Annotated in this window: 21 protein-coding genes; 12 read left to right on the forward strand and 9 right to left on the reverse strand. The window is 56.9% G+C overall.

Features of this window, described 5'->3' with window-relative positions; genetic code table 11:
• Positions 1-29: 29 nt before the first annotated feature.
• From Z946_RS0109430 to Z946_RS0109440, 3 genes are read left to right on the forward strand one after another with little or no spacing between them, the layout of a single operon-like run.
• Positions 30-614 (forward strand): DUF1285 domain-containing protein, encoded by a 585-nt coding sequence (locus Z946_RS0109430; protein WP_025055489.1) that lies wholly within the window; start codon positions 30-32, stop codon positions 612-614.
• A complete protein-coding gene (locus Z946_RS0109435; RefSeq protein ID WP_025055490.1) occupies positions 614-1,372 on the forward strand; it encodes a hydroxypyruvate isomerase family protein in 759 nt (252 codons plus the stop codon). Before Z946_RS0109430 ends, Z946_RS0109435 begins: the two co-directional genes overlap by 1 nt.
• Positions 1,369-1,596 carry a DUF2798 domain-containing protein gene (locus Z946_RS0109440; protein ID WP_025055491.1) on the forward strand — a complete coding sequence of 76 codons (228 nt, stop codon included), beginning with the start codon at positions 1,369-1,371 and terminating at the stop codon, positions 1,594-1,596. Before Z946_RS0109435 ends, Z946_RS0109440 begins: the two co-directional genes overlap by 4 nt.
• Here Z946_RS0109440 and Z946_RS0109445 read toward each other — a convergent pair.
• From Z946_RS0109445 to Z946_RS0109460, 4 genes are all read right to left on the reverse strand, one after another.
• On the reverse strand, positions 1,593-2,210 hold the full coding sequence (locus Z946_RS0109445) for a glutathione S-transferase (protein WP_025055492.1): 618 nt from the start codon (positions 2,208-2,210) through the stop codon (positions 1,593-1,595). The genes Z946_RS0109440 and Z946_RS0109445 overlap by 4 nt on opposite strands.
• Before the next feature lie 76 nt (positions 2,211-2,286).
• Positions 2,287-5,079, reverse strand: coding sequence for a DNA polymerase I (polA, locus tag Z946_RS0109450; protein ID WP_025055493.1), 2,793 nt, complete (start codon positions 5,077-5,079; stop codon positions 2,287-2,289).
• 132 nt (positions 5,080-5,211) lie between these two features.
• A complete protein-coding gene (locus tag Z946_RS0109455; protein ID WP_025055494.1) occupies positions 5,212-5,391 on the reverse strand; it encodes a zinc-finger domain-containing protein in 180 nt (59 codons plus the stop codon).
• Positions 5,392-5,461: 70 nt separating this feature from the next.
• Positions 5,462-5,926, reverse strand: coding sequence for a DUF1203 domain-containing protein (locus Z946_RS0109460; protein ID WP_037969148.1), 465 nt, complete (start codon positions 5,924-5,926; stop codon positions 5,462-5,464).
• A gap of 151 nt (positions 5,927-6,077) precedes the next feature.
• Here Z946_RS0109460 and gpmI point away from each other — a divergent pair, with 151 nt between their 5' ends.
• Genes gpmI through Z946_RS0109475 form a run of 3 tightly spaced genes read left to right on the forward strand, consistent with a single transcriptional unit; the run spans position 6,078 to position 10,073 of the window.
• Entirely contained in the window at positions 6,078-7,595 is a 1,518-nt protein-coding gene (gpmI, locus tag Z946_RS0109465; protein WP_025055496.1) for a 2,3-bisphosphoglycerate-independent phosphoglycerate mutase, read from the forward strand.
• Positions 7,592-8,734: a murein hydrolase activator EnvC family protein gene (locus tag Z946_RS0109470; protein ID WP_025055497.1), complete on the forward strand. Its 1,143-nt coding sequence runs from the start codon at positions 7,592-7,594 to the stop codon at positions 8,732-8,734. The genes gpmI and Z946_RS0109470 overlap by 4 nt, the downstream gene beginning before the upstream one ends.
• Positions 8,735-8,738: 4 nt before the next feature.
• Positions 8,739-10,073, forward strand: coding sequence for a S41 family peptidase (locus Z946_RS0109475; protein WP_025055498.1), 1,335 nt, complete (start codon positions 8,739-8,741; stop codon positions 10,071-10,073).
• Between the two features lie 53 nt (positions 10,074-10,126).
• Here the strand turns inward: Z946_RS0109475 and Z946_RS0109480 are convergent, their stop codons facing one another.
• From Z946_RS0109480 to ilvD, 4 genes are all read right to left on the reverse strand, one after another.
• Positions 10,127-10,498 (reverse strand): hypothetical protein, encoded by a 372-nt coding sequence (locus tag Z946_RS0109480; RefSeq protein ID WP_025055499.1) that lies wholly within the window; start codon positions 10,496-10,498, stop codon positions 10,127-10,129.
• 18 nt (positions 10,499-10,516) lie between these two features.
• A complete protein-coding gene (locus tag Z946_RS0109485; RefSeq protein WP_025055500.1) occupies positions 10,517-11,290 on the reverse strand; it encodes a DUF6478 family protein in 774 nt (257 codons plus the stop codon).
• Positions 11,291-11,428: 138 nt separating this feature from the next.
• Positions 11,429-12,001: a hypothetical protein gene (locus tag Z946_RS0109490; protein ID WP_025055501.1), complete on the reverse strand. Its 573-nt coding sequence runs from the start codon at positions 11,999-12,001 to the stop codon at positions 11,429-11,431.
• A complete protein-coding gene (gene ilvD, locus Z946_RS0109495) occupies positions 11,982-13,748 on the reverse strand; it encodes a dihydroxy-acid dehydratase (RefSeq protein WP_025055502.1) in 1,767 nt (588 codons plus the stop codon). The genes Z946_RS0109490 and ilvD overlap by 20 nt, the downstream gene beginning before the upstream one ends.
• A gap of 159 nt (positions 13,749-13,907) precedes the next feature.
• Between ilvD and Z946_RS0109500 the strand changes: the two genes are divergently transcribed.
• The 5 genes from Z946_RS0109500 (at position 13,908) to Z946_RS0109520 (ending at position 20,500) form a co-directional block, all read left to right on the forward strand.
• On the forward strand, positions 13,908-17,021 hold the full coding sequence (locus Z946_RS0109500) for an ABC transporter transmembrane domain-containing protein (protein WP_025055503.1): 3,114 nt from the start codon (positions 13,908-13,910) through the stop codon (positions 17,019-17,021).
• Positions 17,018-17,914 (forward strand): CPBP family intramembrane glutamic endopeptidase, encoded by an 897-nt coding sequence (locus tag Z946_RS0109505; RefSeq protein ID WP_025055504.1) that lies wholly within the window; start codon positions 17,018-17,020, stop codon positions 17,912-17,914. The genes Z946_RS0109500 and Z946_RS0109505 overlap by 4 nt, the downstream gene beginning before the upstream one ends.
• A 58-nt stretch (positions 17,915-17,972) precedes the next feature.
• Positions 17,973-18,932, forward strand: coding sequence for an acetyl-CoA carboxylase, carboxyltransferase subunit beta (gene accD, locus Z946_RS0109510; RefSeq protein ID WP_025055505.1), 960 nt, complete (start codon positions 17,973-17,975; stop codon positions 18,930-18,932).
• Complete coding sequence (locus Z946_RS0109515) at positions 18,929-20,203, forward strand: bifunctional folylpolyglutamate synthase/dihydrofolate synthase (RefSeq protein WP_025055506.1); 1,275 nt, start codon at positions 18,929-18,931, stop codon at positions 20,201-20,203. Before accD ends, Z946_RS0109515 begins: the two co-directional genes overlap by 4 nt.
• A 105-nt stretch (positions 20,204-20,308) precedes the next feature.
• The gene (locus tag Z946_RS0109520; RefSeq protein WP_025055507.1) at positions 20,309-20,500 is read left to right on the forward strand and encodes a hypothetical protein; all 192 of its coding nucleotides are present in this window, start codon (positions 20,309-20,311) and stop codon (positions 20,498-20,500) included.
• Positions 20,501-20,510: 10 nt separating this feature from the next.
• Here the strand turns inward: Z946_RS0109520 and zapE are convergent, their stop codons facing one another.
• The gene (gene zapE, locus Z946_RS0109525) at positions 20,511-21,581 is read right to left on the reverse strand and encodes a cell division protein ZapE (RefSeq protein ID WP_025055508.1); all 1,071 of its coding nucleotides are present in this window, start codon (positions 21,579-21,581) and stop codon (positions 20,511-20,513) included.
• Positions 21,582-21,731: 150 nt separating this feature from the next.
• On the opposite strand from zapE, the gene Z946_RS0109530 reads away from it, so the two are divergent.
• Positions 21,732-22,973 (forward strand): MFS transporter, encoded by a 1,242-nt coding sequence (locus Z946_RS0109530; protein ID WP_025055509.1) that lies wholly within the window; start codon positions 21,732-21,734, stop codon positions 22,971-22,973.
• Positions 22,974-22,977 lie beyond the last annotated feature (4 nt).

Consider the following 22,977-nt stretch of genomic DNA (forward strand, 5'->3'; position numbering starts at 1 on the left):
TATCTCTTTAACTGGAAATGGCAAAAGCAATGAGCGGACAAAAAACCGTTACCCCGACAGCCAACGCACTGGCAGAAGCTGCACGTGCCGCAAAAACACGCGGATTACCGCCGTTAGAGAAATGGAATCCTCCGTTCTGTGGCGATCTCGACATGCAGATCAAGCGGGACGGGACCTGGTTTTATGAAGGCACGCCGATTGGTCGGCCCGAACTGGTGAAGCTGTTCTCAACGATTCTATGGCGGGAGGATGACAAATACTTCCTTGTGACGCCGGTGGAAAAAGTCGGTATCACCGTCGAGGACGCACCGTTTATCGCCGTCGATTTCGAGGCGACAAATGCCGGCAGCGATCAGATTTTGCGATTTGAGACCAACGTGGGCGATTACGCTACGGCCGGGCCGGACAACCCGATCAGGGTGGTGCGCGACCCAAAAACGGGAGAGCCGTCACCCTATGTTCTGATCCGTCGCAATCTTGAGGCGTTGATAGACCGAAAGAGCTTTTACCGGCTCGTGGAATTGGGTGTGCACCATGAGGGATGGTTTGGCCTGTGGTCAGGCAGCGCATTCTTTGGCATCATCCCCTCGGATGAGTTACCAAAAGATGCCTGATGCCATTAAAATTTGCCGCAAACCTGACCCTGCTCTGGCCTGAGCTGCCTTATCTCGACCGATTTGAGGCAGCCGCTGACGCGGGATTCGCGGCGGTCGAGATTTTATTCCCCTATGACGTTGCAGCCAAAGAGACACTTGGTGCGCTGCGGTCGAACGGGTTGGAGATGGTTTTGATCAACGCACCGCCACCGAACTACACCGGCGGCGCACGCGGTTTTGCAGCCGAACCCGACAAAGTCGATCGGTTCAGATACGATATGAAGCGCGTGTTTCGCTATGCCGAGGCTTTGGGTGCTTCCTTTATCCATGTCATGACGGGTGACGGAGAAGGGGCGGCGTGCAAAGAAACTCTGATCGAAAACATAAAATGGGCGGCTGATGCGGCCCCAAAATGCGTGACCCTGACGCTTGAGCCGCTCAATCCAGTCACGATGCCGGGGTATTTCCTGAATGATTATGATTTGACGGCTGAGATTCTAGGTGCCGTGGGGGCACCAAATGTGGCGCTGCAATACGACAGCTATCATGCGCAAATGATCCACGGCGATGCGCTGGCAGTGTTTGACAAACACTTTGATCTGATCCGCCATATCCAGATCGGTGATATACCAGACAGGGGTGCGCCCGGCACAGGGGATGTCGATTTCGCGGAATTGTTCGAAAAGATTGAGCGGTCGAATTACACTGGTTGGATCAGCGCGGAATACCACCCGCAAGGGCCGACCGAAACCTCACTGGACTGGATGAAACGATGATCCCGCCACGCTATGCGCCGATTGTTTTCGGATTTATCCTGTCAGGCCTGATGTCATTTCTGGTGTCAGGCATTTCGACCATCCGCGCGGTTGGATTGGGCGATGGGCTGTTTACGCTATGGCTGGGGAACTGGTCGGCCAGCTGGATGATTGCTTTTCCAGCGGTCCTGATCGTGGCCCCTTTAACCCGCAAGCTGGTATCAAAACTGGTACGTGCGCCTTAAGGAAACATCAGCGGGGCATCATCGGGATGCCATTGCGCAAATTTCGGCATGATACGGTTAAAACGATCTGACGCCAGAAACCCATCCAGCCATGTGTGCAGGACGATCCAATCCTGCGCGTCAAACCAGTCTTTGTCGATAAAGGCGAACTGACGCACAAAGGGCAGGATGGCATAATCAACGAGGGTAGGCTTGCCAAAGATATATCCGTGGATTTGTGCGTTCAGGTCCATCAGGAATGTGCTGGCCATTCTGCGATGCTCTTCTGGGTCTTCATCGGGGTATCTTGTTGCGTATTTCGTCCGGTCCAATGCGGATTTGAACGGACCATCGAACCGCGCGATCAGGTCATGACCCAGTTGCGGCATATCAAGCCATCCTTCGGGATCGTTCTGTTGCAAGGCCCAGTGCATGATGTCGATGCTCTCATCAATCACTGTTGTCCCATCAATCAGGCAAGGCACAGTGCCGCTTGGCGATGCCTCAAGAAACGCCTGAGGCTTGTCGCGCAGCACAACTTCGCGCAGCGCAACCTGAACACCGGAAACATCTAGCGCAAGGCGCGCGCGCATCGCGTAAGGGCAGCGGCGAAAGGAATAGAGGACCGGTGTCATAGCCTATGACATGCATCAAGCCAGCGATAAGTCCAATGACTGCCCACCGCTGCCTGCACCGTGACGCATGACACCCCTAGTGTGCCTCTGCCCAGTTTGCTCCGGTTCCGGCGTCAACCGTCAGCTTTACATCCAGTTTGACGACAGGATCGTTGGCGTTTTCCATCACTTCGCGGGCGGCTGCGATCAGTTTGTCTTCGCTGCCCTTCTCAACTTCGAACAGCAGTTCGTCATGCACTTGCAGCAGCATGGTCGCGGGCAGATCGGCAATGGCATCGGGCATGCGGATCATCGCGCGGCGGATCACATCAGCGGCAGTACCTTGGATCGGGGCGTTGATTGCGGCGCGCGCGGCAAATCCGGCGCGTGGACCCTTTGATGCAATCTCTGGCGTGTGTATTTTGCGACCAAAGAGCGTTTGCACATAACCGTGTTCTTTGGCGAATTTCTTGGTGTCGTCCATATATGTTCGAATGCCGGGGAAGCGTTCGAAATAGCGGTCGATGAACCCCTGAGCTTCGGCCCGCGGAATGCGCAGGTTACGTGCAAGCCCAAAGCCGGAGATACCATAAATCACGCCAAAGTTGATGGCTTTCGCACGGCGGCGGATGTCGGATGTCATCTCGTCCATGGGTACGTCAAACATCTCGGAGGCGGTCATGGCGTGAATGTCATCACCCCGCGCAAAGGCCTCCTTGAGCGCGGGAATATCCGCGATATGCGCAAGGATGCGCAGTTCGATCTGGGAATAATCGAGCGCGACAAGCGTCTTACCTTCCTCCGCGACAAAGGCTTCGCGGATGCGACGGCCTTCTTCGGAACGGATCGGGATGTTTTGCAGGTTCGGATCGGTCGAGGCGAGCCGCCCCGTGGATGCCCCCGCAATAGAATAAGACGTATGCACGCGGCCCGTATCAGGGTTGATATGGTCCTGCAATGCATCGGTGTAGGTCGACTTGAGCTTGCTCAGCTGGCGCCAGTCCAACACCCGCGCAGGCAATTCATGCTCGGTGGCCAGATCCTCAAGAACATCCGCGCCAGTGGCATATTTGCCGGTCTTGCCCTTCTTGCCGCCCTCAAGCCCCATTTCATCAAACAGGATTTCACCGACCTGTGCGGGAGAGCCTACGTTGAATTTACGACCCGCCAGACCGTAAAGCTCGTCTTCCAGTCCCGCCATCTTTTGGGCAAACGCATTGGACATCCGGCTTAGTGTATCGCGGTCCACCTTGACCCCTGACCGCTCCATCGCGGCCAAAACAGGCACCAGTGGCCGCTCAAGCGTTTCGTACACCTTCGTCACCTGAACGGTGTGTAGCTGCGGTTTCAGATATTGCCAAAGCCGCAACGTGATGTCCGCATCCTCGGCCGCATATTTGACAGCATCAGCAAGCGGGACCTTGTCGAAGGTGATCGCGGACTTGCCGGAACCTAGCAGCGGTTTGATCGGAATGGGGGTGTGATTGAGATATCGTTCCGACAGCGCATCCATCCCGTGATTGTGCAGGCCTGCGTGCTGGGCATAAGACATCAGCATAGTATCGTCGAAAGGGGCCACAGTGATGCCGATCTGTGCGAAAATCTTGGCATCGAATTTCATGTTCTGACCGATCTTGAGGATCGCAGGGTCCTCCAGCATCGGCGTCAGGATTTTCAGCGCTTCTTCGAGCGGCATCTGACCTTCGGCCAGTTCATCGCCACCAAACAAGTCATCGCCGCGGTTCGCCTTGTGGATCAACGGGATATAGCATGCCTTACCGGGTGCGGTTGCCAGCGAGATGCCAACCAAATCAGCAGTCATTTCGTCCAGGCCGGTCGTCTCCGTATCGACGGCGACATAGCCGACCTCGTAAATCGCATTGATCCACTTTTGCAGGGCAGCGGTGTCGCCTACATGTTCGTATTGCTCCGCATCGAAAGGCACATCCGCCATCTTCGGCGCATCCGGCAGGGGCGGTGCATCCGCAATTACCGGCGCTTCGGCATCCAGCGCATCCGCGATCCGCTTGGTCAGGGTGCGGAACTCCATCTTGGCAAGGAATGTCAGTAGTTTTTCAGGATCAGGTTCGCGCACTTCGAGGTCATCAAGCGTGAAGTCCAGCGGCGTGTTCTCATCCAGCAGCACGAGCTTGCGCGACAGGCGGATTTGCTCTGCGTGATCAATCAGGGTCTGGCGCCGCTTGGGTTGCTTGATCTCTTCGGCACGTTCCAGCAACGCTTCAAGATCACCGTACTCATTGATCAAAAGCGCGGCTGTTTTGATGCCGATGCCTGGTGCACCCGGCACGTTATCAACGGAATCACCTGCGAGAGCTTGCACATCGACAACGCTTTCTGGATAGACGCCGAATTTTGCGTGAACCCCTTCGCGGTCGATCCTTGTATTTTTCATCGCGTCGAACATTTCAACGCCATCACCGACAAGCTGCATCAGGTCCTTGTCCGAACTGATGATCGTGCAACGCCCGCCGGCAGCACGGGCCTGTACGGCGAGTGTCGCGATAATGTCGTCGGCTTCAAAACCTTCCTTTTCTTCACAGGCAATGTTGAATGCAATCGTGGCTTCGCGGGTCAGCGGAATCTGCGGGCGCAAATCTTCCGGCATCGCCTCGCGGTTTGCCTTGTACTGATCATACATCTCGTTGCGGAAGGTATGGCTGCCTTTGTCAAAGATGACCGCCACGTGTGTTGGCGCATCATCACCTGTATTCGCCTCTACATACCGTTGCAGCATGTTGCAAAAACCTGACACGGCCCCGATGGGCAATCCGTCTGATTTGCGCGTCAAAGGTGGCAAGGCGTGATACGCCCGAAAGATAAACGCCGAACCGTCGATCAGATGCAGATGGTGACCTTTGCCGAATGTCATGCGATATCTCCCCTGAGGCATGCCCCCTAATGCCACGAAGCATCCCGCGCTGCCAGCAAGGTTTATGCCGTGTTCAGGGCTTTATCATTGAACTAGTCGTCGCCAGTTTGCCCTTTGCGAGCGAGAGGCGTTTTAGACTTTGCCTTCAAAGTCGGCGTGCACATATTTGCAGTCACAGTAGCCGCATTCGACAAACCCGGTGTCTTTGGGGATTTGAAGCCAGACGCGCGGATGCCCTAACGCACCTTCGCCACCGTCACACGCGATGCGGTAGGTGTTCACGATCCGGGTCTCTGGCGCAGGTTGGCTCATGGGGGGTGTCCTTGGCTGAGGCGTTGTCCTGACGCCGTTATGCCGAAAGGGTCCCCCCCCGGCAAGGGGGCTAGCCGCGGTCGATGCGCAGTTGATAGCAGTTGTTTCGTGCGGACCGCACATGGAGATATGAAACATCGCCATCATCCAGTACGGTTTTGGCATAGGCGGGCAAAGCTGCCGCAGCGACCACCTTGCCTGTGCCATAGACGATCCTGTCGCGGTAACAGTATCCTTTCACCAGATAGTCCGGCGAGCTTTGCATAATTTCTGGCAGGACATCTCCACTACCATTCTGGCAGGCATCGGCGCATAGGAAAATAGGGCCGGTTTCGGCGTAGGGGTGAAGATCTTCAAAAGGTCGATAGGCAAGGATAAGCATCGCATCTCCCTTTGGTATGTCCTTCAAGCAATGGCGGCAGGGGTTTCCGTCACCGTCTGAAATCGCGCGTTCCGGCGCATTGTCATACGCATCATTACCTCCCTCTTGTTGCAGGGATCGAACGATGTGTGTCGGAAGGGCTGTATACTGCATGATATGTCTCCTTTGATGCGATTGGTCTGGCGGACCGACGCGCCCCGAACAATCCGTTTCCTGCGCATATGCAACCTTGTTCAGGAAAGTGGTTCACGGCGCAGTCGCAAAAGGGTAAAAGAGCGCAAAACAAGGGCCGGAGCAGGACCATATGACAATCCCGAAACCCGTTGTGTTATGTATTTTGGATGGCTGGGGCCTGAGCGAGACGCGCGAAGGCAACGCGCCTGTACTTGCGGACACGCCGAATATGGACAGGATCATGACCACCTGTCCCAACGCCACGTTGATCACTCATGGCCCGGACGTGGGGCTGCCCAGCGGTCAAATGGGCAATTCAGAGGTCGGACACACCAACATCGGCGCGGGCCGTGTGGTTGCGATGGACCTTGGCCAGATCGACCTCGCGATTGAAGATGGCAGTTTCGCAACGAATCCGCCGCTGGTGCAGTTTATCGAAAAGCTGCGCGCATCGGGCGGTACCGCACATCTGATGGGTGTTGTGTCAGACGGGGGCGTACACGGACACCTCAACCACATGATCGCAGCGGCAAAGGCGATTGACGATGCGGATGTTCCGGTCGTCATCCATGCAATCACCGATGGCCGGGATGTGGCCCCGCGCTCGGCGCTTGGCTATCTCGAAATGCTAAACGCATCCTTGTCTGACCGCGTGCGTGTCGTCACTTTATCCGGCCGCTATTACGCGCTGGATCGCGACAACAGATGGGATCGGGTTGAAAAAGCGGTTGCCGCTGTGTTGCATGGCAAGGGTCTCGGCTCAGAAAACGCACTGCAAGCAGTAGAAGATGCCTATGGCCGGGATGAGGACGACGAGTTCATCCTGCCAACTGTGTTGGACGATTATAAAGGTGCCAATGACGGAGACGGGTTGTTCTGCCTTAATTTTCGTGCCGACCGTGCACGCGAAATTATGGCGGCCCTTGGTGCGCTCGAATTTGATGCATATCCAGTCGGGGCGCGGCCTGAATGGTCTGCGTTGATGGGGATGGCGCAATATTCACAAGCCCATGCCGCCTACATGACGACGATGTATCACAAGCCCGAATTGCCGAACACTTTGGGTGATTGGGTTGCGAAAAAGGGCCTGCGACAGTTCCGGTTGGCCGAGACCGAGAAATATCCACACGTCACCTTCTTTTTGAACGGAGGGGAGGAAAGCGCGTTCGACGGTGAGGATCGCCAGATGCCGAAATCTCCTGACGTGGCTACCTATGACTTGCAGCCGGAAATGTCCTCTGGAGAGGTAACAGACCAGTTCGTGCACGCCATCGAAGAGGGGTATGACCTGATTGTCGTCAATTATGCCAACCCCGATATGGTCGGACATACCGGTGATCTGGCTGCTGCTATGGCGGCTTGCACGGCGGTTGATGCCGGCCTTGGTCGCGTGTTGACCGCGCTTGAAAAGGCGGGCGGCGCGATGATCGTCACGGCGGATCACGGCAACTGCGAAGTTATGATTGATTCCGAAACAGGTGGTCCGCACACAGCGCATACGCTTAACCCGGTGCCGGTGGCGCTGGTGGGAGGGCCCGATGGCGCTGCGTTGCGCAATGGCCGGCTGGCTGATCTTGCACCGACCTTGCTGGCTTTGATGGGGCTTGAACAACCTGCAGAGATGACAGGAAAGTCGCTCCTTTCATGAGATTAGCCGTCGCTTTGTCTTTGATGGTTTGGGCTGCGGCAGCGCATGGGCAGTCGACGGCCGCGACACAGGCGCGTGCCGCCGCGGGTGCCTTGGAAGAGGCATCCCGTATGCTGGACGAGGCTGACGGTGCACGTGATCGCGTGCGCGCGCTGACCCAGACCATTCAGGCATTCGAGACGGGCTTGGGTGCAATGCGCTCGGGCTTGCGGGCAGCAGCAATAAACGAGGCGCAGCTTACCAAGAAACTACAATCGCGCGAAGAGGAAGTCGCGCAGCTGCTTGGCGTTCTGCAAAGCATGGGGGACGAGCCGTCACCGGTCATGCTGTTGCATCCTGACGGGCCGACAGGGAACGCACGGGCAGGGATGCTGTTGGCTGAACTCACACCTGCCCTGAACCGTCGCGCTGATACGTTGCGCAGCGATCTGGAAAATGTACAGATGTTGCGGGGTCTACAGGTTGATGCGGCAGAGCGACTTCAAGCAGGGCTGACGCAGGTGCAGGCCGCGCGGACCGAGCTTAATCAGGCCATGGCGAACCGAACGGACTTGCCGACGCGCTTTACCGAAGATCCGGTGCGCACAGGTATCCTGATTGCCTCGACCGAAACGCTGGACGGATTTGCCAGCGGACTGTCCGAGATTGTCACGGATGAAACTGAACCGGCACCTGTATCGCTTGAAGGGCAGATCGGAGCGCTGTCGCTGCCTGCGCAGGGTTTGATTTTGCGCCGCGCCGGAGAGGCGGATGCCGCTGGCGTCAAACGGCCCGGTATCATCCTTGCGACGCGCCCCGGTGCTATCGTCACCACACCGACTGCTGCGACGATCCGCTATACCGGTCCGCTGCTGGATTTCGGTAATGTCGTTATCCTTGAACCGCAAGCACAGACGTTGTTTGTATTTGCAGGCCTGGATGTGGTTTACGGCAAGGCAGGACAGGTAATTGCAGGGGGCACCCCGGTTGGGCTGATGGGCGGTATTTCGCAACAAACCGCCGACCAATCCGGTGGCCTATTGTCACCCCTTCGTGAAGGGGCTGGCACAGATCGCTCAGAAACGCTCTATATAGAGGTAAGACAGAATAATACCCCGCAGAACCCGGCAGAGTGGTTTCGCACGGATGAGGATGGATAAGACAATGAAGAAGTTTATCATGGCTGCCGCCGGCGGCACATTTCTGGGCGTTGTCGCCACGACCCAGATCGCAGCACCACTGCTTGCACAAGAAAGCGCCAAGACGGAGAACGTGTACGAACAACTTGACCTGTTCGGCGACATCTTTGAGCGGATCCGCGCGCAGTACGTGGAAGAAACAGACAGCAGTGAGCTGATCGAAGCGGCGATCAACGGTATGCTGACCTCGCTTGATCCGCATTCGAGCTATCTGTCGCCCAAAGACGCGGCGAAAATGCGTGAACAGACACGCGGCGAATTTGGCGGTCTTGGCATCGAGGTCACGCAAGAAGAGGGATTTGTCAAAGTCGTCTCTCCGATTGATGGCACGCCCGCAGATGAGGCTGGTATTGAGGCAGGCGACTTCATCACGCATGTAGATGGCGAAAGCCTGCTTGGTCTGGTGCTTGACGATGCAGTTGAATTGATGCGCGGGCCGGTCGGCTCCGAGATCGTGATCACGATCGTGCGCGAAGGCGAGCAGGAACCCTTTGACGTGTCCATCGTACGTGACACGATCCAGCTGACCGCTGTTCGGGCGCGCACCGTAGGCCAGACAGCAGTTTTGCGCCTGACCACATTCAACGAACAGACCTACCCGAAGATGAAGGAAGGTCTGGAAGAGCAAATTGAAGCAGCGGGTGGCATTGATAACATAAACGGCATCGTGCTCGACATGCGCAACAACCCCGGTGGTTTGCTCAATCAGGCGATTGCTGTCTCTGATGCCTTCCTTGAGAAGGGCGAAATTGTCAGCACGCGTGGTCGCGAACTTGCAGATGGTGATCGCGTAAATGCAACACCCGGTGATCTGTCTCAGGGCAAACCAATCGTTGTGCTGATCAACGGCGGCTCTGCTTCTGCTTCGGAAATCGTTGCTGGTGCCCTTCAGGACCACCGCCGTGCGATTGTGATCGGGACCAAAAGCTTTGGTAAAGGTTCTGTTCAAACCGTGATGCCATTGCGCGGATCCGGTGCCATGCGTCTGACCACGGCGCGGTACTATACGCCATCGGGACGCTCCATTCAGGCGTTGGGCGTATCGCCCGATATCATCGTGGCGCAGCCGCCCGTTACGCAAGAGACGGATGAAGAGGAAACAGCGGCACGTCCATTGCGGTCAGAAGCCGACCTGCGCGGCAGTCTGAACAACGACAGCCTGACTGAAGATCAGGTCGATCAGATCATGCAGGACCGTGCCAAGGCCGAAGAGGCGGCAGAGTTGCGCGAAGAGGATTACCAGCTGGCCTATGCCATCGACATCCTCAAAGGGCTCTCTGCGCTGGGCGAGCAGGACTGACAATAGATGGGTCGCCCTGATCGGGTGGCCCGTCGTCTACTAACTTGGCGGGATCAAGTCGTCTCGACGCAGTGTCGACGGAACGCGCTTTTGAGCATATCCAGTTCGGCCCGCAGTAAATCCACTTCCGCACGCAGATCATCCGTAAGTTCATCGGCCGCAATCAACGTGACATGTCCGATCTTTGTATCGGTTTCGACGTCGCGGATGATCAATGTTTGAATGCCATCCGCAATTGCCTGTGGCGGAATCGGGATGGACAGCGTCCAATGGTCAGCGCTTTGATTGTGGGTCAACAGAATGTCCGAAATCACAGCGTTCTCATGCGTGACTTCGACTCGTGGCGCATCCTCACCCATGCCGGTGATGATCCCCTGCCACATGCCTTCTTTCATTTTGGTTTTGGTCAGTTGCAACGCGGACATACCGGCTCCGTTCAGTGATTAAAGCTGCGCACGCGGGCGCCGCGAGAAGGTGAGGTCGCGCAGCACCACTTGGTTCATCTGTGGCCCTTCGAAGATCAGGTCGATCCAAGCCCGCTCGACCCGTTTCTCGTTCAGGTTCGAATAAGCGAGGTCAAACTCGACGCGGTGGTTTTCCTCGTTCAGGGGAAGCTCACGCACAATCTGTTCGGTATTCGGCCCGTGCTTGATGTTGAGACGCGCGAATATTTCGAGCGGTTTTTCCAGCTCTACGATGGCATCCATCCTCAGCAAATGCGTCCGTTTCAGCCCCTTTATGCCGTCTTCGGGCAGATCAATCACCAATGACAAGAACGATCCGTCAAATTGGAAAACATCCAAACGTAAACCATATGGGGCCAGATCTGCCTCGCGCAGGTTACGCAGTTGGCGCAGGGTCAGTTCGGAAAACGCACAATCATGAAACAGGGTAACCTCGTTGCCCAGCATCGACTTGGTTTCGACCGCTGACAGGCCCGGTGTCGCAAGCGGACCACGCCACAGTTCCGGCCTCCATGACCAGTCAGCATTGTGTGGCTTTGGAAAGCTGGTGGAGCCGATCATCGGCAGTGCGAGCCGTTCGTCCGCTGTATGGATCAGCTTGTCGAGATGCATTTTGAGCGCACGCGCGCGGTTGCGCTGTCGGCGCAGTACCGGCAGTTCCGTCTTGGATGCACGTTGTGCTGCTTTGGCCCATCGCTGGATATTCCGAGAGAATACGCTTCCATCGAAAAGGCCAAGGTTAATTCTGGACATGACCGCACGCGCCCTGATGTTTTACCGGTTCCGGCTGTTGTATCGCCGGGATTGGTTTCATTCAAATAAATTGGCAACAATCCAAAGGATTAATCCAGCGATGTTGCTATCGGCGAAACAATCCTCTGGTCAGGCGTCTCAAAATCCGGCTGTGGTTCCTGCGATAATCTCCAAAAGCAGGGCGCGGCCGCTGGATCCGGTTGCCCGTGCGCCTTCCGGAGCGAAAAGCGCGATGCCCATCACCTGATCGTTGACCTTTACGATTCCACGCCAATGCACAGCGCTAAGGCCGTCTGCAGGTGTCGTGCCGGTCGCACGGAACGTGACATGACCGTCCTGTATTCTGGTGTCTGAAACGCCGGTAAGGGACAACGCCTCAGCCGTCTGGACGGCAGTCGGCAATGTCTCCAGCGCCTTGGAAAAACTGACGGAGATCAGCCCACGGGGAGCATCGGAGGCCGCAGAAGGCGCACCAAGCGCATCGCACCGCGCCATCAGTGCAAAGTTTTGCTTCAGGCTGCTTTTATCGATGCAAAAGCCGCTTGGCGGGCGCAGCATGACAGAACCGAATGCCATGCGTGCCTGTGACAATGCAACTTTACCACTGTCTTGTGATGACGGGAGCAAGGCTCCAAGGTCGCCACCCTCGCAGCCGGCCAGCAGACCGACTGCAAGGGTGGCACCTGCTGCCTTAGAGCTCCATGTAATCATGGGTTTCCGCCTTGCCGCCGGGATGTGTCACGGCACCCAGATAGGTTGGTCCGACAAGCTGGGCGTATTTCCACAGCGCGCCAGAGGCATAGTCGGTCGGGCGCGGGCCTTTCCAATTGGCTTTGCGTGCAGCGAGCTCTTCGTCGGTCAGATCAACGCTGATCGATCCGGTGATGGCGTTGAGCGTAATCATGTCGCCGTTTTCGAGCAGCCCGATGGGGCCGCCCATCGCGGCTTCGGGGCCCACGTGACCTACGCAGAAACCGCGTGTTGCACCAGAGAAACGGCCATCGGTAATCAGAGCGACTTTTTTGCCCATGCCCTGACCCGACAGGGCTGCCGTGGTCGCCAGCATCTCGCGCATACCCGGTCCGCCACGCGGCCCTTCGTTGCGGATAACAAAGACGTCGCCTTCGGAATAGGTGCGGTTTTGTACCGCCTCAAAGGCGTCCTGCTCACATTCAAAGATCAGCGCAGGGCCGGTAAAGACAATGTCTTCTTCTGCCATGCCCGCGATTTTCACGATGGCTCCCTCTGGGGCAAGGTTGCCTTTTAGACCAACAACGCCGCCGGTCTTGCTGATCGGGTTGTCGATGGTGTGAATGACCTTGCCATCCGCTTCGCGGGTGATCTTGTCCAGTTCTTCACCCAGCGAGTAACCCGATGCAGTCATACAATCGGTGTGCACCAGACCTGCTTTGCGAAGCTCATTCAGCACGACAGGCACGCCGCCCGCATCATAAAGATCTTTCGCAACATACGCACCGCCCGGCTTCATATCGACAAAGTGGGGCGTGTCGCGGAAGATTTCGCAAACATCTTCGAGGAAGAAGTCGATGCCCGCCTCATGCGCCATTGCAGGCAGGTGAAGGCCGGCATTGGTGGAGCCACCGGTGCAAGCCACGATGCGCGCAGCATTCTCAAACGCTTCCCTTGTGCAGATATCACGCGCGCGGATGTTCTTTTCGATCAGGTTCATCACGGCTCCACCGGAGGCGCGGCCATACTCATCGCGATCCTTGTATGGGGCCGGCATGCCGGAAGAATTCAGTAGGGCCAGACCGATCGCTTCGGACACACAGGCCATGGTATTGGCGGTGAACTGGCCACCGCAGGCACCCGCAGACGGACAGGCGACGCGCTCAAGGATTTCAAGCTCCGCTTCGGTCATGGTGCCGGACTGGAAGTTGCCAACCGCCTCGAACATATCCTGAACTGTCAGGTCACGCTCTGCGAATGCCTGTGGTACATCAGCGCCCTTGGGTGCTTTGCCCGGCAGGATCGACCCGCCGTAAAGGAACACGGAAGGTACATTCAGACGGATCATCGCCATCATCATACCCGGCAGTGATTTGTCGCAGCCCGCAAGCCCAACCAGCGCGTCGTAGCAGTGGCCGCGCATGGTCAGCTCAACTGTATCGGCAATCGCATCGCGGCTTGCCAGTGACGAACGCATCCCTTCATGACCCATCGCAATGCCGTCGGTGACGGTGATCGTCGTAAATTCGCGCGGTGTACCCTGTTCTTCCTTAACGCCTTGCTTGACCGCCTGCGCCTGACGGCTCAACGCGATGTTACACGGTGCCGCTTCGTTCCAGCAGGTGGCAACACCGACCAATGGCTGGTGGATTTCCTCTTCGGTCATGCCCATCGCGTAATAATAGGACCGGTGCGGCGCGCGCGCGGGCCCTTCGGTTACATGGCGGCTGGGCAGTTTGGATTTGTCAAAGCGTTGGTTGGTGGACATCAGGGCCTCCCTCGGAAATCGTGTCCGCACCGGAATAGTCGTGCGGGCGGGCTGCTGCAAGGTAAAGTGGTGATGTTGTAATGGCTGCATTCCCGCCCTACCTTGTCTGCCAAGACGTTCAGGGACATATACGCCCGCCTCTTATCCGAAAGTCCCCGTATGGAACGCAGCATCTTTTCGTTTATCTGGAAGTATTCGAAGCGCGACCAGATCTACCTGTTGTTGTTCACGCTTTTTACATTCCCGTTCCTCTACGCGACGCTTGAACTTCCCAAACGTATTATCAACGACGCCATCGGTGCCGAGCTGAGCACGATCGACGTCTTCGGCTATGCATTCACGCAAGTGCAGTTTCTGCTGATCCTTTGTTTCGCCTATCTTGCCGCTGTGCTGGTGCACGGATTGCTGAAAATGCGGTTGAATACCATGAAAGGTGTGCTGTCGGAGCGGATGCTCCGCCGCTTCCGCTACCAGTTGGTCAACCGGATGATGCGCTTTCCGCGCAGCTATTATCAAAATACGTCGCAGGGCGAGCTGGTCAGCATGGTCACTTCAGAGGCCGAGCCTATGGGCGGGTTGATGGGAGACGCGGTGGCGCAGCCGGTTTTTCAGGCAGGCCAGATGTTGATCATTGTAGTGTTTTTGTTCCTGCAGTCGGTCTGGTTCGGGTTGGCGGGGGTCGCACTGATCCCGTTGCAGGCATGGATCATCCCAATGCTGCAACGCCAGATCAACCAGTTGAACAAGGAGCGGATTATCGAGGTGCGCCACCTGGCAGCCGAGATTGGCGAAACCGCAGCAGGCATCACGGACCTGCGCACAAATGGCGGATGGCGGTATCGGCTGGCATGGTTCACCGACCGGCTGGGGCGGCTTTTTGATATCCGTTTCCGGATCTACCAGAAAAAGTTCTTTATGAAGTTTCTCAACAACTTCATCACCCAGCTAACGCCGTTCTTCTTCTACGCCGTTGGTGGCTACCTTGCGATCAAAGGCGACATCACGGTCGGGGCGCTCGTTGCTGCCCTTGCGGCGTACAAGGACCTGAGCAGTCCGTGGAAAGAACTGCTCGCCTATTATAACCAGACGCAGGACATGGCGTTGCGTTGGGAAGTGGTAACAGACCGATTTGCCCCCGACGGGATGATGGATGCGTCCATGCTTGAAGGCACACCAGAGGAAATACCGCATCTGCGCGGTGATGTGGTTCTGTCAAACGTGTCTGTGCGTAATGCCAGCGGTGACATGGTGCTGAACGACATTTCACTCAAAATACCGGCAGGCAGTCAGGTTGCGGTGCAGGTCACCAACCAGTCAGAGCGGACCGCGCTTTCAGAGGTATTGACCCGTGAGATCGTACCGACACGCGGTAAGGTGACCATGGCTGGGCATGACCTATCCCAATTGCATCAGGCGGTCGTCGCCGCGCGGATCGGGTATGCGCAAACACAGCCCTACCTGTTTCAGGGCGATGTAGGTGACAATCTGTTGATGCCGCTGATGACCAGCCCGAAGACGGTCCTGTGGGATCCCAAGCACAGCGACAGGTCCACCATTGAAGCGCGCCGCAGTGGCAACAGCCCTGACAGCACCCGCGCCGACTGGCTTGATCCTGAAATCGCTGATCTGAACACGCGGGAAGACGTCTATAAATTCTGGTTCGAGATTACCGAAGCGCTTGGAACGGCGGACCCGATTTTTGCGCGGATGCTCGACGCACGTATCGACCCCGAAAAACACGCTGATCTGGTCGCGCGTGTGGTCGGCCTGCGTGATGAGGTGCACGAGCGTTTGCGCGAGGAAAAGCTGGACGCCGCTGTGCACCGCTTTGACCCTGACCGCTTTAACCCCGCCGTGCCTTTGGGCGGTAACCTGATATTCGCCGCCCCTCGCCGTGATATCTCTCAAGCGGAACTCGTCGCAGAGGGCGGGTTTCTGGCGATGGTAATGGATCAGGGGTTAGGCGAGAAAGCGATCGCGATCTCCCAGACCATTGTCGAGACGTTGCACCAGACCTTTGGGATGGACGGCACAGACCACCCGCTGTTCACAGCGTTGGGCCTGGAAGAGAGAGAATACGAACGACTGGTTGATATTGCGATGCGCCGCGCCGAGCGAGGGGACGAGGCGCTGTCATCGGAAGAATTCGCGCTGCTGATGACGGTGCCTTTCGCGTTGACAGCAGAACAAATTGGACCTGCCTTTCCGGAAAGCTTCAAAGAAGAGATTGTGCGCATCCGCAACAGCAAAGGTTCTGCCTTGCGCGAACAGACAGCCGATCTCTTTGTGCCGGTTTCACCCGAAATCTATTTGCCGCGACTGACACTGCTGGAAAACCTGCTCTATGGTCGTATTTCTGCAATGGCGGGTCTACAGGCCGATCTGGTGCGGGATGTAGTGGCGGATGTGCTGGTCAAGCATGACCTTAAACAGATGGTTTCGCAGACCCTGTTCGATGTGCACACCGCGATCGGCGGTACTAATTTCCCTGCCGTGTTCCAGCAGCGGGCAGCTTATGGTCGGGCCCTTATCAAGCGCCCAGATGTGTTGATTTTGAACCAATCCATGACTGGACAGGACAAAGAAGCACGCGCCTTGATGCGCAACCGGATCAGCGCGCTTTTGCCAGAAACCACACAAATCTATATCGAAGACAACTTCACTGATGCGCAGGATTTCGACCTGCATGTCGAGATAAGCAACGGCAGGATCGACGGGATCGAGCGCACAGACAAGCTTGAGCAGGAAGGCGAAGCCGCAAGCGATCTGCGCCGCAAACTTCGGGTCATTCGCAAGAACGACCTGTTCGCGTCTCTGAACGGTCGTAACCAGCGTCTGCTCGCCTTCGCCGCGCAGTGGTACAAAGCCGACGAGGGGCACAAGATTTTCTCCGCAGGCCAACCGCCTGATGCGGCATACCTTTGCCTGTCCGGTAAAGCTGAGTTGGGGGCCGTCGATGAAGATGGCATCTTCCATCACGTATCGGACGTAGAACCGGGCCGTTTGATCGGTGATCTTTCGATTATTCTCGACGAGCCGCGACAGCTTGACCTTAACGCAACCGAAGAGGTGACGTTCCTGCGCATCGGAGCGGAGCAGTTTATGTCGGTGATCGAGAGCGACAAGGACGTACTGCTGAGTTTGCTGCGCACCGTCTCGGGACACCTGAACGGGGCTGCGGAGATTTTGATCGCGGCAGGGATCGAGCTGCCCCGCGACATCGGCCCGCCGCCGCCACCGGTGGTAAAGCCCAGTCAGGTGCCAAACGAATGAACCCAAATGCCTACGCGGCCCACGCCGCCTTTATTGCACCCGCCCGCGCGCGGTCAGAGGCTTGGCGGCTGGTGGCTGGACTTGTGCTCGCATTCTTTGCCTACGTTATGCTCAACCAGATTTTCTTTCAGGTTGTCCTTGGCCTGACGTCTGCGGGAGGGGGTGGCAGTGGACAGGACTGGCTTTGGCAGGAAAGCGCGCCTGCCATGTACGTGCTGTTGTTCAGTTTCGCATTTATGAGCGTCGGTGCCGGTCTGAGTGTCCGTCTGCTGCATGACCGCTCTTTCGCGAGCCTTCTTGGGCCGAAAGATAGACTGCGCCGCGATTTTCGTGCGACTTTCGTCATGGTCGCGGGGATTACATTGCTTATTTTTATAGCCCCGCCTTGGGATATGGGCGCGGATTATGTGCCAAACATGCCGCTTGGCAAATGGTTGGTCCTGTTCGTCCCCTCCCTGTTTTTTATTCTGATCCAGACCAGCGCCGAGGAGATCGTTTTTCGCGGTTATGTCCAGCAGCAGCTTGCGGCGCGATTTGACCACCCGCTGATCTGGATGGTTTTGCCATCAGTACTGTTTGCGCTTGGGCATTACCTGCCTGATATGGCTGGAGAAAACGCGATTTGGATTGCCGTCTGGGCCGGTCTTTTCGGCATTCTGATGGCCGATCTGACGGCACGGTCCGGTTCACTGGGGCCTGCCATTGCGGTGCATTTCATTAACAATGTTTCGGCATTTATGTTTATATCGTTGCCGGACGAAATGACGGGTCTTGCGCTTTATCTCACGCCATTTGGTATGGACGATCCGGCAATTCTGCGCACGTGGCTGCCAGTTGATTTCGCCATGATGATCGTGCTTTGGCTTGCCGCGCGACTGGCAATCAGGCGTTGATTGCATTTCTTCCACTCACGGCTTATCTCAAAGCCAGTAAAGCCATCAGGGGCCCTGCATGAACTGGATCTCGAACTACGTCCGTCCACGGATCAACTCCATCTTCTCGCGCCGCGAGACGCCAGATAATCTTTGGACCAAATGCGATGATTGCGGCACAATGCTGTTCCACCGGGAGGTATCGGACAATCTGAATGTCTGTACCAACTGTGGTCATCACATGCCGATCACGCCACGTGCCCGGTTGACGGCCCTTTTTGACGGTGGCTTGTTTTCCGAGATCAGCGTTCCGGCACCGACGCCGGACCCGTTGCATTTCCGCGACCAGAAAAAATATCCGGATCGTCTGCGTGCCGCGCAAAAGCAGACAGGTGAAGCTGAAGCGATGCTTGTGGCCACCGGAGAGATTGGGCGCACCCCGATCGTTGCGGCCTGTCAGGACTTTTCCTTTATGGCGGGTTCAATGGGGATGTATGTCGGGAACGCGATCATCGCCGCCGCGACAGAAGCGGTGAAACTCAAGCGTCCGCTGATCCTGTTTTCTGCCGCCGGTGGTGCGCGGATGCAGGAAGGCATCCTGTCCTTGATGCAAATGCCGCGTACAACGGTTGCGGTGCAGATGCTGAAAGAAGCGGGTCTGCCCTATATCGTCGTACTGACACATCCGACGACCGGTGGTGTAACCGCGAGCTATGCAATGCTGGGCGACGTACATATCGCAGAACCGAATGCCCTGATTTGTTTCGCAGGCCCGCGCGTGATCGAACAGACGATCCGTGAAAAGCTGCCGGACGGTTTTCAGCGCGCTGAATACCTGCTCGACCACGGGATGCTGGACCGCGTGACCCCCCGCACCGAATTGCGCGACGAGCTGATCAATATCACCCGCATGTTGCTGGGCCTGCCGCCTGCCGTACGCGGCGATCTGCCCCCGCCGCAAGATCCCGGCGAGCTGGAGCACGCTTTGTCAGACGAGACCGATGAAGGCGCGGTCAAAGCGGCCCCTGACAAGGGATGACGGCGGAAACATCTGACCACATCCTTGAACGGATGATGGCTTTGCACCCCAAGGTGATCGACCTGACACTGGGACGGATGTTCCGGCTGCTCGAGGCATTGGGAAACCCGCAGAACAAATTGCCGCCGGTGATCCATATCGCAGGCACAAACGGCAAGGGGTCGACCCAAGCGATGATCCGCGCTGGATTGGAAGCATCCGGCAAGACGGTGCATGCCTATACCTCGCCGCATCTGGCGCGGTTCCATGAACGGATTCGTCTGGCAGGAGAATTGATATCCGAAGATGCGCTTACCGCAGTGCTGGATGAATGCTATGCCGCCAATGGTGGCGAAACGATCACCTATTTCGAAATCACGACGGCTGCTGCGCTGTTGGCATTTTCGCGGACGTTGGCAGATTATACACTGCTGGAAGTCGGTCTTGGCGGCCGCCTTGACGCGACCAATGTGATGGACAGCGTCGCGCTCAGCATCATCACCCCTGTTTCAATCGACCACACGCAGTTTCTGGGCGAGACTTTGCCAGAAATTGCAGGTGAAAAGGCTGGTATCATTAAGCGCGGTGTCCCTTGCGTCGTCGGTCCGCAGGAAGAGGCGGGGCTGGACGTCATTGAACAAACTGCTGCGCGTCTTGGTGCACCTCTTTTGGCCTACGGCCAGCAATGGCATGTCGGGATGGAGGCGGGCAGGTTGGTTTATCAGGATGAAACCGGACTTCTCGATTTACCCTTGCCGAACCTGCCGGGTGCCCACCAAGTCATGAACGCCGGTGCCGCGCTTGCTGCTTTGCGGCATTTCGGCTGTGATGAAGCGGCCTGCGAGGCGGCGGTGACCCAAGCGTTCTGGCCAGCGCGCATGCAACGCCTGAAAACCGGCGTGCTGACCGAGATTGCTCCTCAAGCGGAGCTTTGGTTGGATGGTGGTCATAACGCATCTGCCGGTCAGGCAATTGCCGATTTGCTGGCGACGGGGCCCGCGCGCCCGATGCATCTGATCTGCGGCATGCTGAATACCAAAGACATCGCAGGCTACATGCGACCCTTGGCGAAACAGGCAAAGACGCTTCATGCTGTTTCTATCCCCGGTGAGGCGGCCACCTTGTCAGCACAAGAGACAGCAGCCGCAGCCAGAGATGTGGGCATGACGGCCTTTGAGGCCGAAAGCGTTGAAGCGGCCTTGCGCGATATTATCGCCCAAGACCCTCAGGCGCGGGTACTGATTTGCGGTTCTCTTTATCTGGCTGGTGCAGTTTTGCGTCAGAACGGGTAATTTTAACTTCTCGTGGTCCCGCAAAGGGCGAAAATCTTCTATATTCGGGGCAATTCAGATGCGCTGCTGCGGCGCTAATACTGGAATCCACCGAGGAAGAGCATGATGAAACAAGAGGATAACGCTGCCCAAACACCGTCTGGCTCCAAGGACCGTCGCGGTTTTTCACAGATCATTTTTATTTTGATCGGACTTGGTATTATCGGCGGCGGGCTTTGGACGCTGTATATGGGCGATGCGCCTTACCATCCCGAAGATGTCGTGACGCGCGGCGATACCGTTACCGTCACAGACTAGTCCGGGCCGATCAGTCGGCGGTAGATTTGCCCCAGCCTTCGGCTTGCATTTCACGCAGCCGCGATGCGGTGCGCTCGAACTCGAATGTGCCTTCGCCCTCAAGATACAGCATCTCTGGCGCTGCCGCAGCTGAACAGATCAGCCGGACCTGCGCCTCGTACAGAGCATCAATCAGGGTCACGAACCTTTTTGCTTCGTTAAAATTTGTACGGCCAAGCGATGGAATGTCGTCAATCATCAGAACACGCACCGCTTCTGCCAACGCCAGATAATCGGCAGGGCCCAGCGGCTTGCCACATAAATCATGAAACCGCGCACGCGCCATCGCATTGTGGTATTGTGGGATAACGACGTCACGCCCCTTGACCCGCAGGGTGAGGGGGCTGCCTGCATCGCCCGCAAGATCGTCCCAAACTGCATCCATCGCCGCGCGGGCTTCGGCATTGGCAGGTGTGAAATAGACCTGCGTGCCTGCCAACCTGTCCTGACGGTAGTCTTTCGGGCTGGCCAGCTCGTGCACGACCATCTTTTCTTTAATTAACTCAATGAATGGCACGAACAGGTTGCGGTTCAGCCCGTCTTTGTAAAGCGCATCGGGTATCCGGTTCGAGGTGGTCACCACCACAACGCCCGCCGCGAAAAGCGCCTGAAACAACCGCCCGACGATCATGGCGTCCGTAATATCGGTGATCTGCATTTCGTCGAAGGCCAACAATCGGACAGAGGAGGCAACATCTGCGGCGACAGGCGCGATGGCATCATCGACACCTGTTTTGCGGGCCTCGTGCATCGCGGCATGGATTTCCTGCATGAAGGCGTGAAAATGCACGCGCCTTGATGGGATTTCCTCCAGATGGGCGACGAACATGTCCATCAACATGGATTTGCCACGCCCCACGCCACCCCAGAGATACAAGCCCATCGGCGGTTCGGGCGCTTTGCGAAACAGGCCCTTCTTCACAGGCACAAGCAGGGCATCACGGATACGGTCAAACTCTGCCAGAACAGCTTCCTGCGCAGGGTCAGCGTGCAGGGTGCCGTCTTGGATGAGGGCGTCATAGGTTTCGCGCAAACTAGTCATAAGGGGCTGCATAGCGCAAAGACCGATAGCTTGGAAAGCGGGGCTGGTGATCTGCTTACATCACAACCTGTGAACATCTAATCACAAGGCGTCATTTGACCCTTTCGGCAATCTGCGTACTTTGCCCGCAGAATACCAAGGATGATCCCGATGGAACAACGCGCCTCCCTTATCTCTCCCGTTTTGATGGTGGGCTGTATTATCATCATGGTTAGCTTCGCGGTCAGGGCGTCGTTCGGGGTGTTCCAGATCCCGATTGCTGAGCAATTCGGCTGGCTGCGGTCTGAGTTCTCGCTTGCGATTGCTATCCAAAACCTTGCTTGGGGTATCGGTCAGCCGATATTCGGGGCCATCGCAGAAAAGATCGGTGATCGGCGGTCGATCATTATCGGTGCCGTAGTATACGCCCTAGGCATGGTGCTGTCGGCAAATTCGACCACGCCGCTTGAGCATCAGGCGTACGCTTGGCTTGTGGGGTTTGGCATTGCGGGGACGGGTTTCGGGGTGATCCTTGCCATGGTCGGGCGCGCCGCTTCGGATGAGAACCGGTCGATGGCATTGGCAATTGCCACTGCCGCGGGCAGCGCGGGGCAGGTTTTTGGCGCTCCTGTTGCTGAATGGATGCTAACATTCCTCAGCTGGCAGTCGACTTTCATGGTCTTCGCGGTAGTAATCCTGCTGTTGATCCTGACGCTTCCGATGATGCGGGCACCCGCGATGGCAAGCAAGGCAGAGCTTGAAGAGAGCCTTGGCCAGATTTTAATGAAAGCGTTCAAAGATCCCTCCTATACGCTGATCTTTCTGGGCTTCTTTTCATGTGGATACCAGCTCGCGTTTATCACAGCGCATTTTCCCGCTTTTGTAACCGAAATGTGTGGCCCGATCCTTGCGGGGGGCGTGCTGCACAACATTGGTATCACGACGACGTCTGCACTTGGGGCTGTAGCGATTTCACTGATCGGTCTTGCAAATATCGCAGGCACTCTGGCAGCCGGTTGGGCGGGCAAGCGATATTCTAAAAAATACCTGTTGGCGGGGATTTATGTCGGGCGGACGATTGTCGCGACCCTGTTCATACTATTCCCCATTACCCCTGTGACGGTGATCCTGTTCTCCGTCACGATGGGCGCACTTTGGTTGGCGACCGTCCCGCTGACCTCAGGTCTGGTCGCGCATATTTACGGACTGCGCTACATGGGCACGCTGTATGGCATCGTCTTTTTCAGCCACCAGCTGGGCAGTTTTCTGGGCGTTTGGCTGGGAGGGCGGATGTACGACCTATACGGCAACTACACCGCCGTCTGGTGGATCGGTGTTGGGATTGGCGCGTTCAGTGCGATTGTGCATTTACCTATCCGCGAACGCAGGCTCGAAGGGTTGGTCACTGCATAAGCGG

Origin of the sequence: Sulfitobacter noctilucicola, from assembly GCF_000622385.1 — a bacterium.
Taxonomy (GTDB): Bacteria; Pseudomonadota; Alphaproteobacteria; order Rhodobacterales; family Rhodobacteraceae; genus Sulfitobacter; species Sulfitobacter noctilucicola.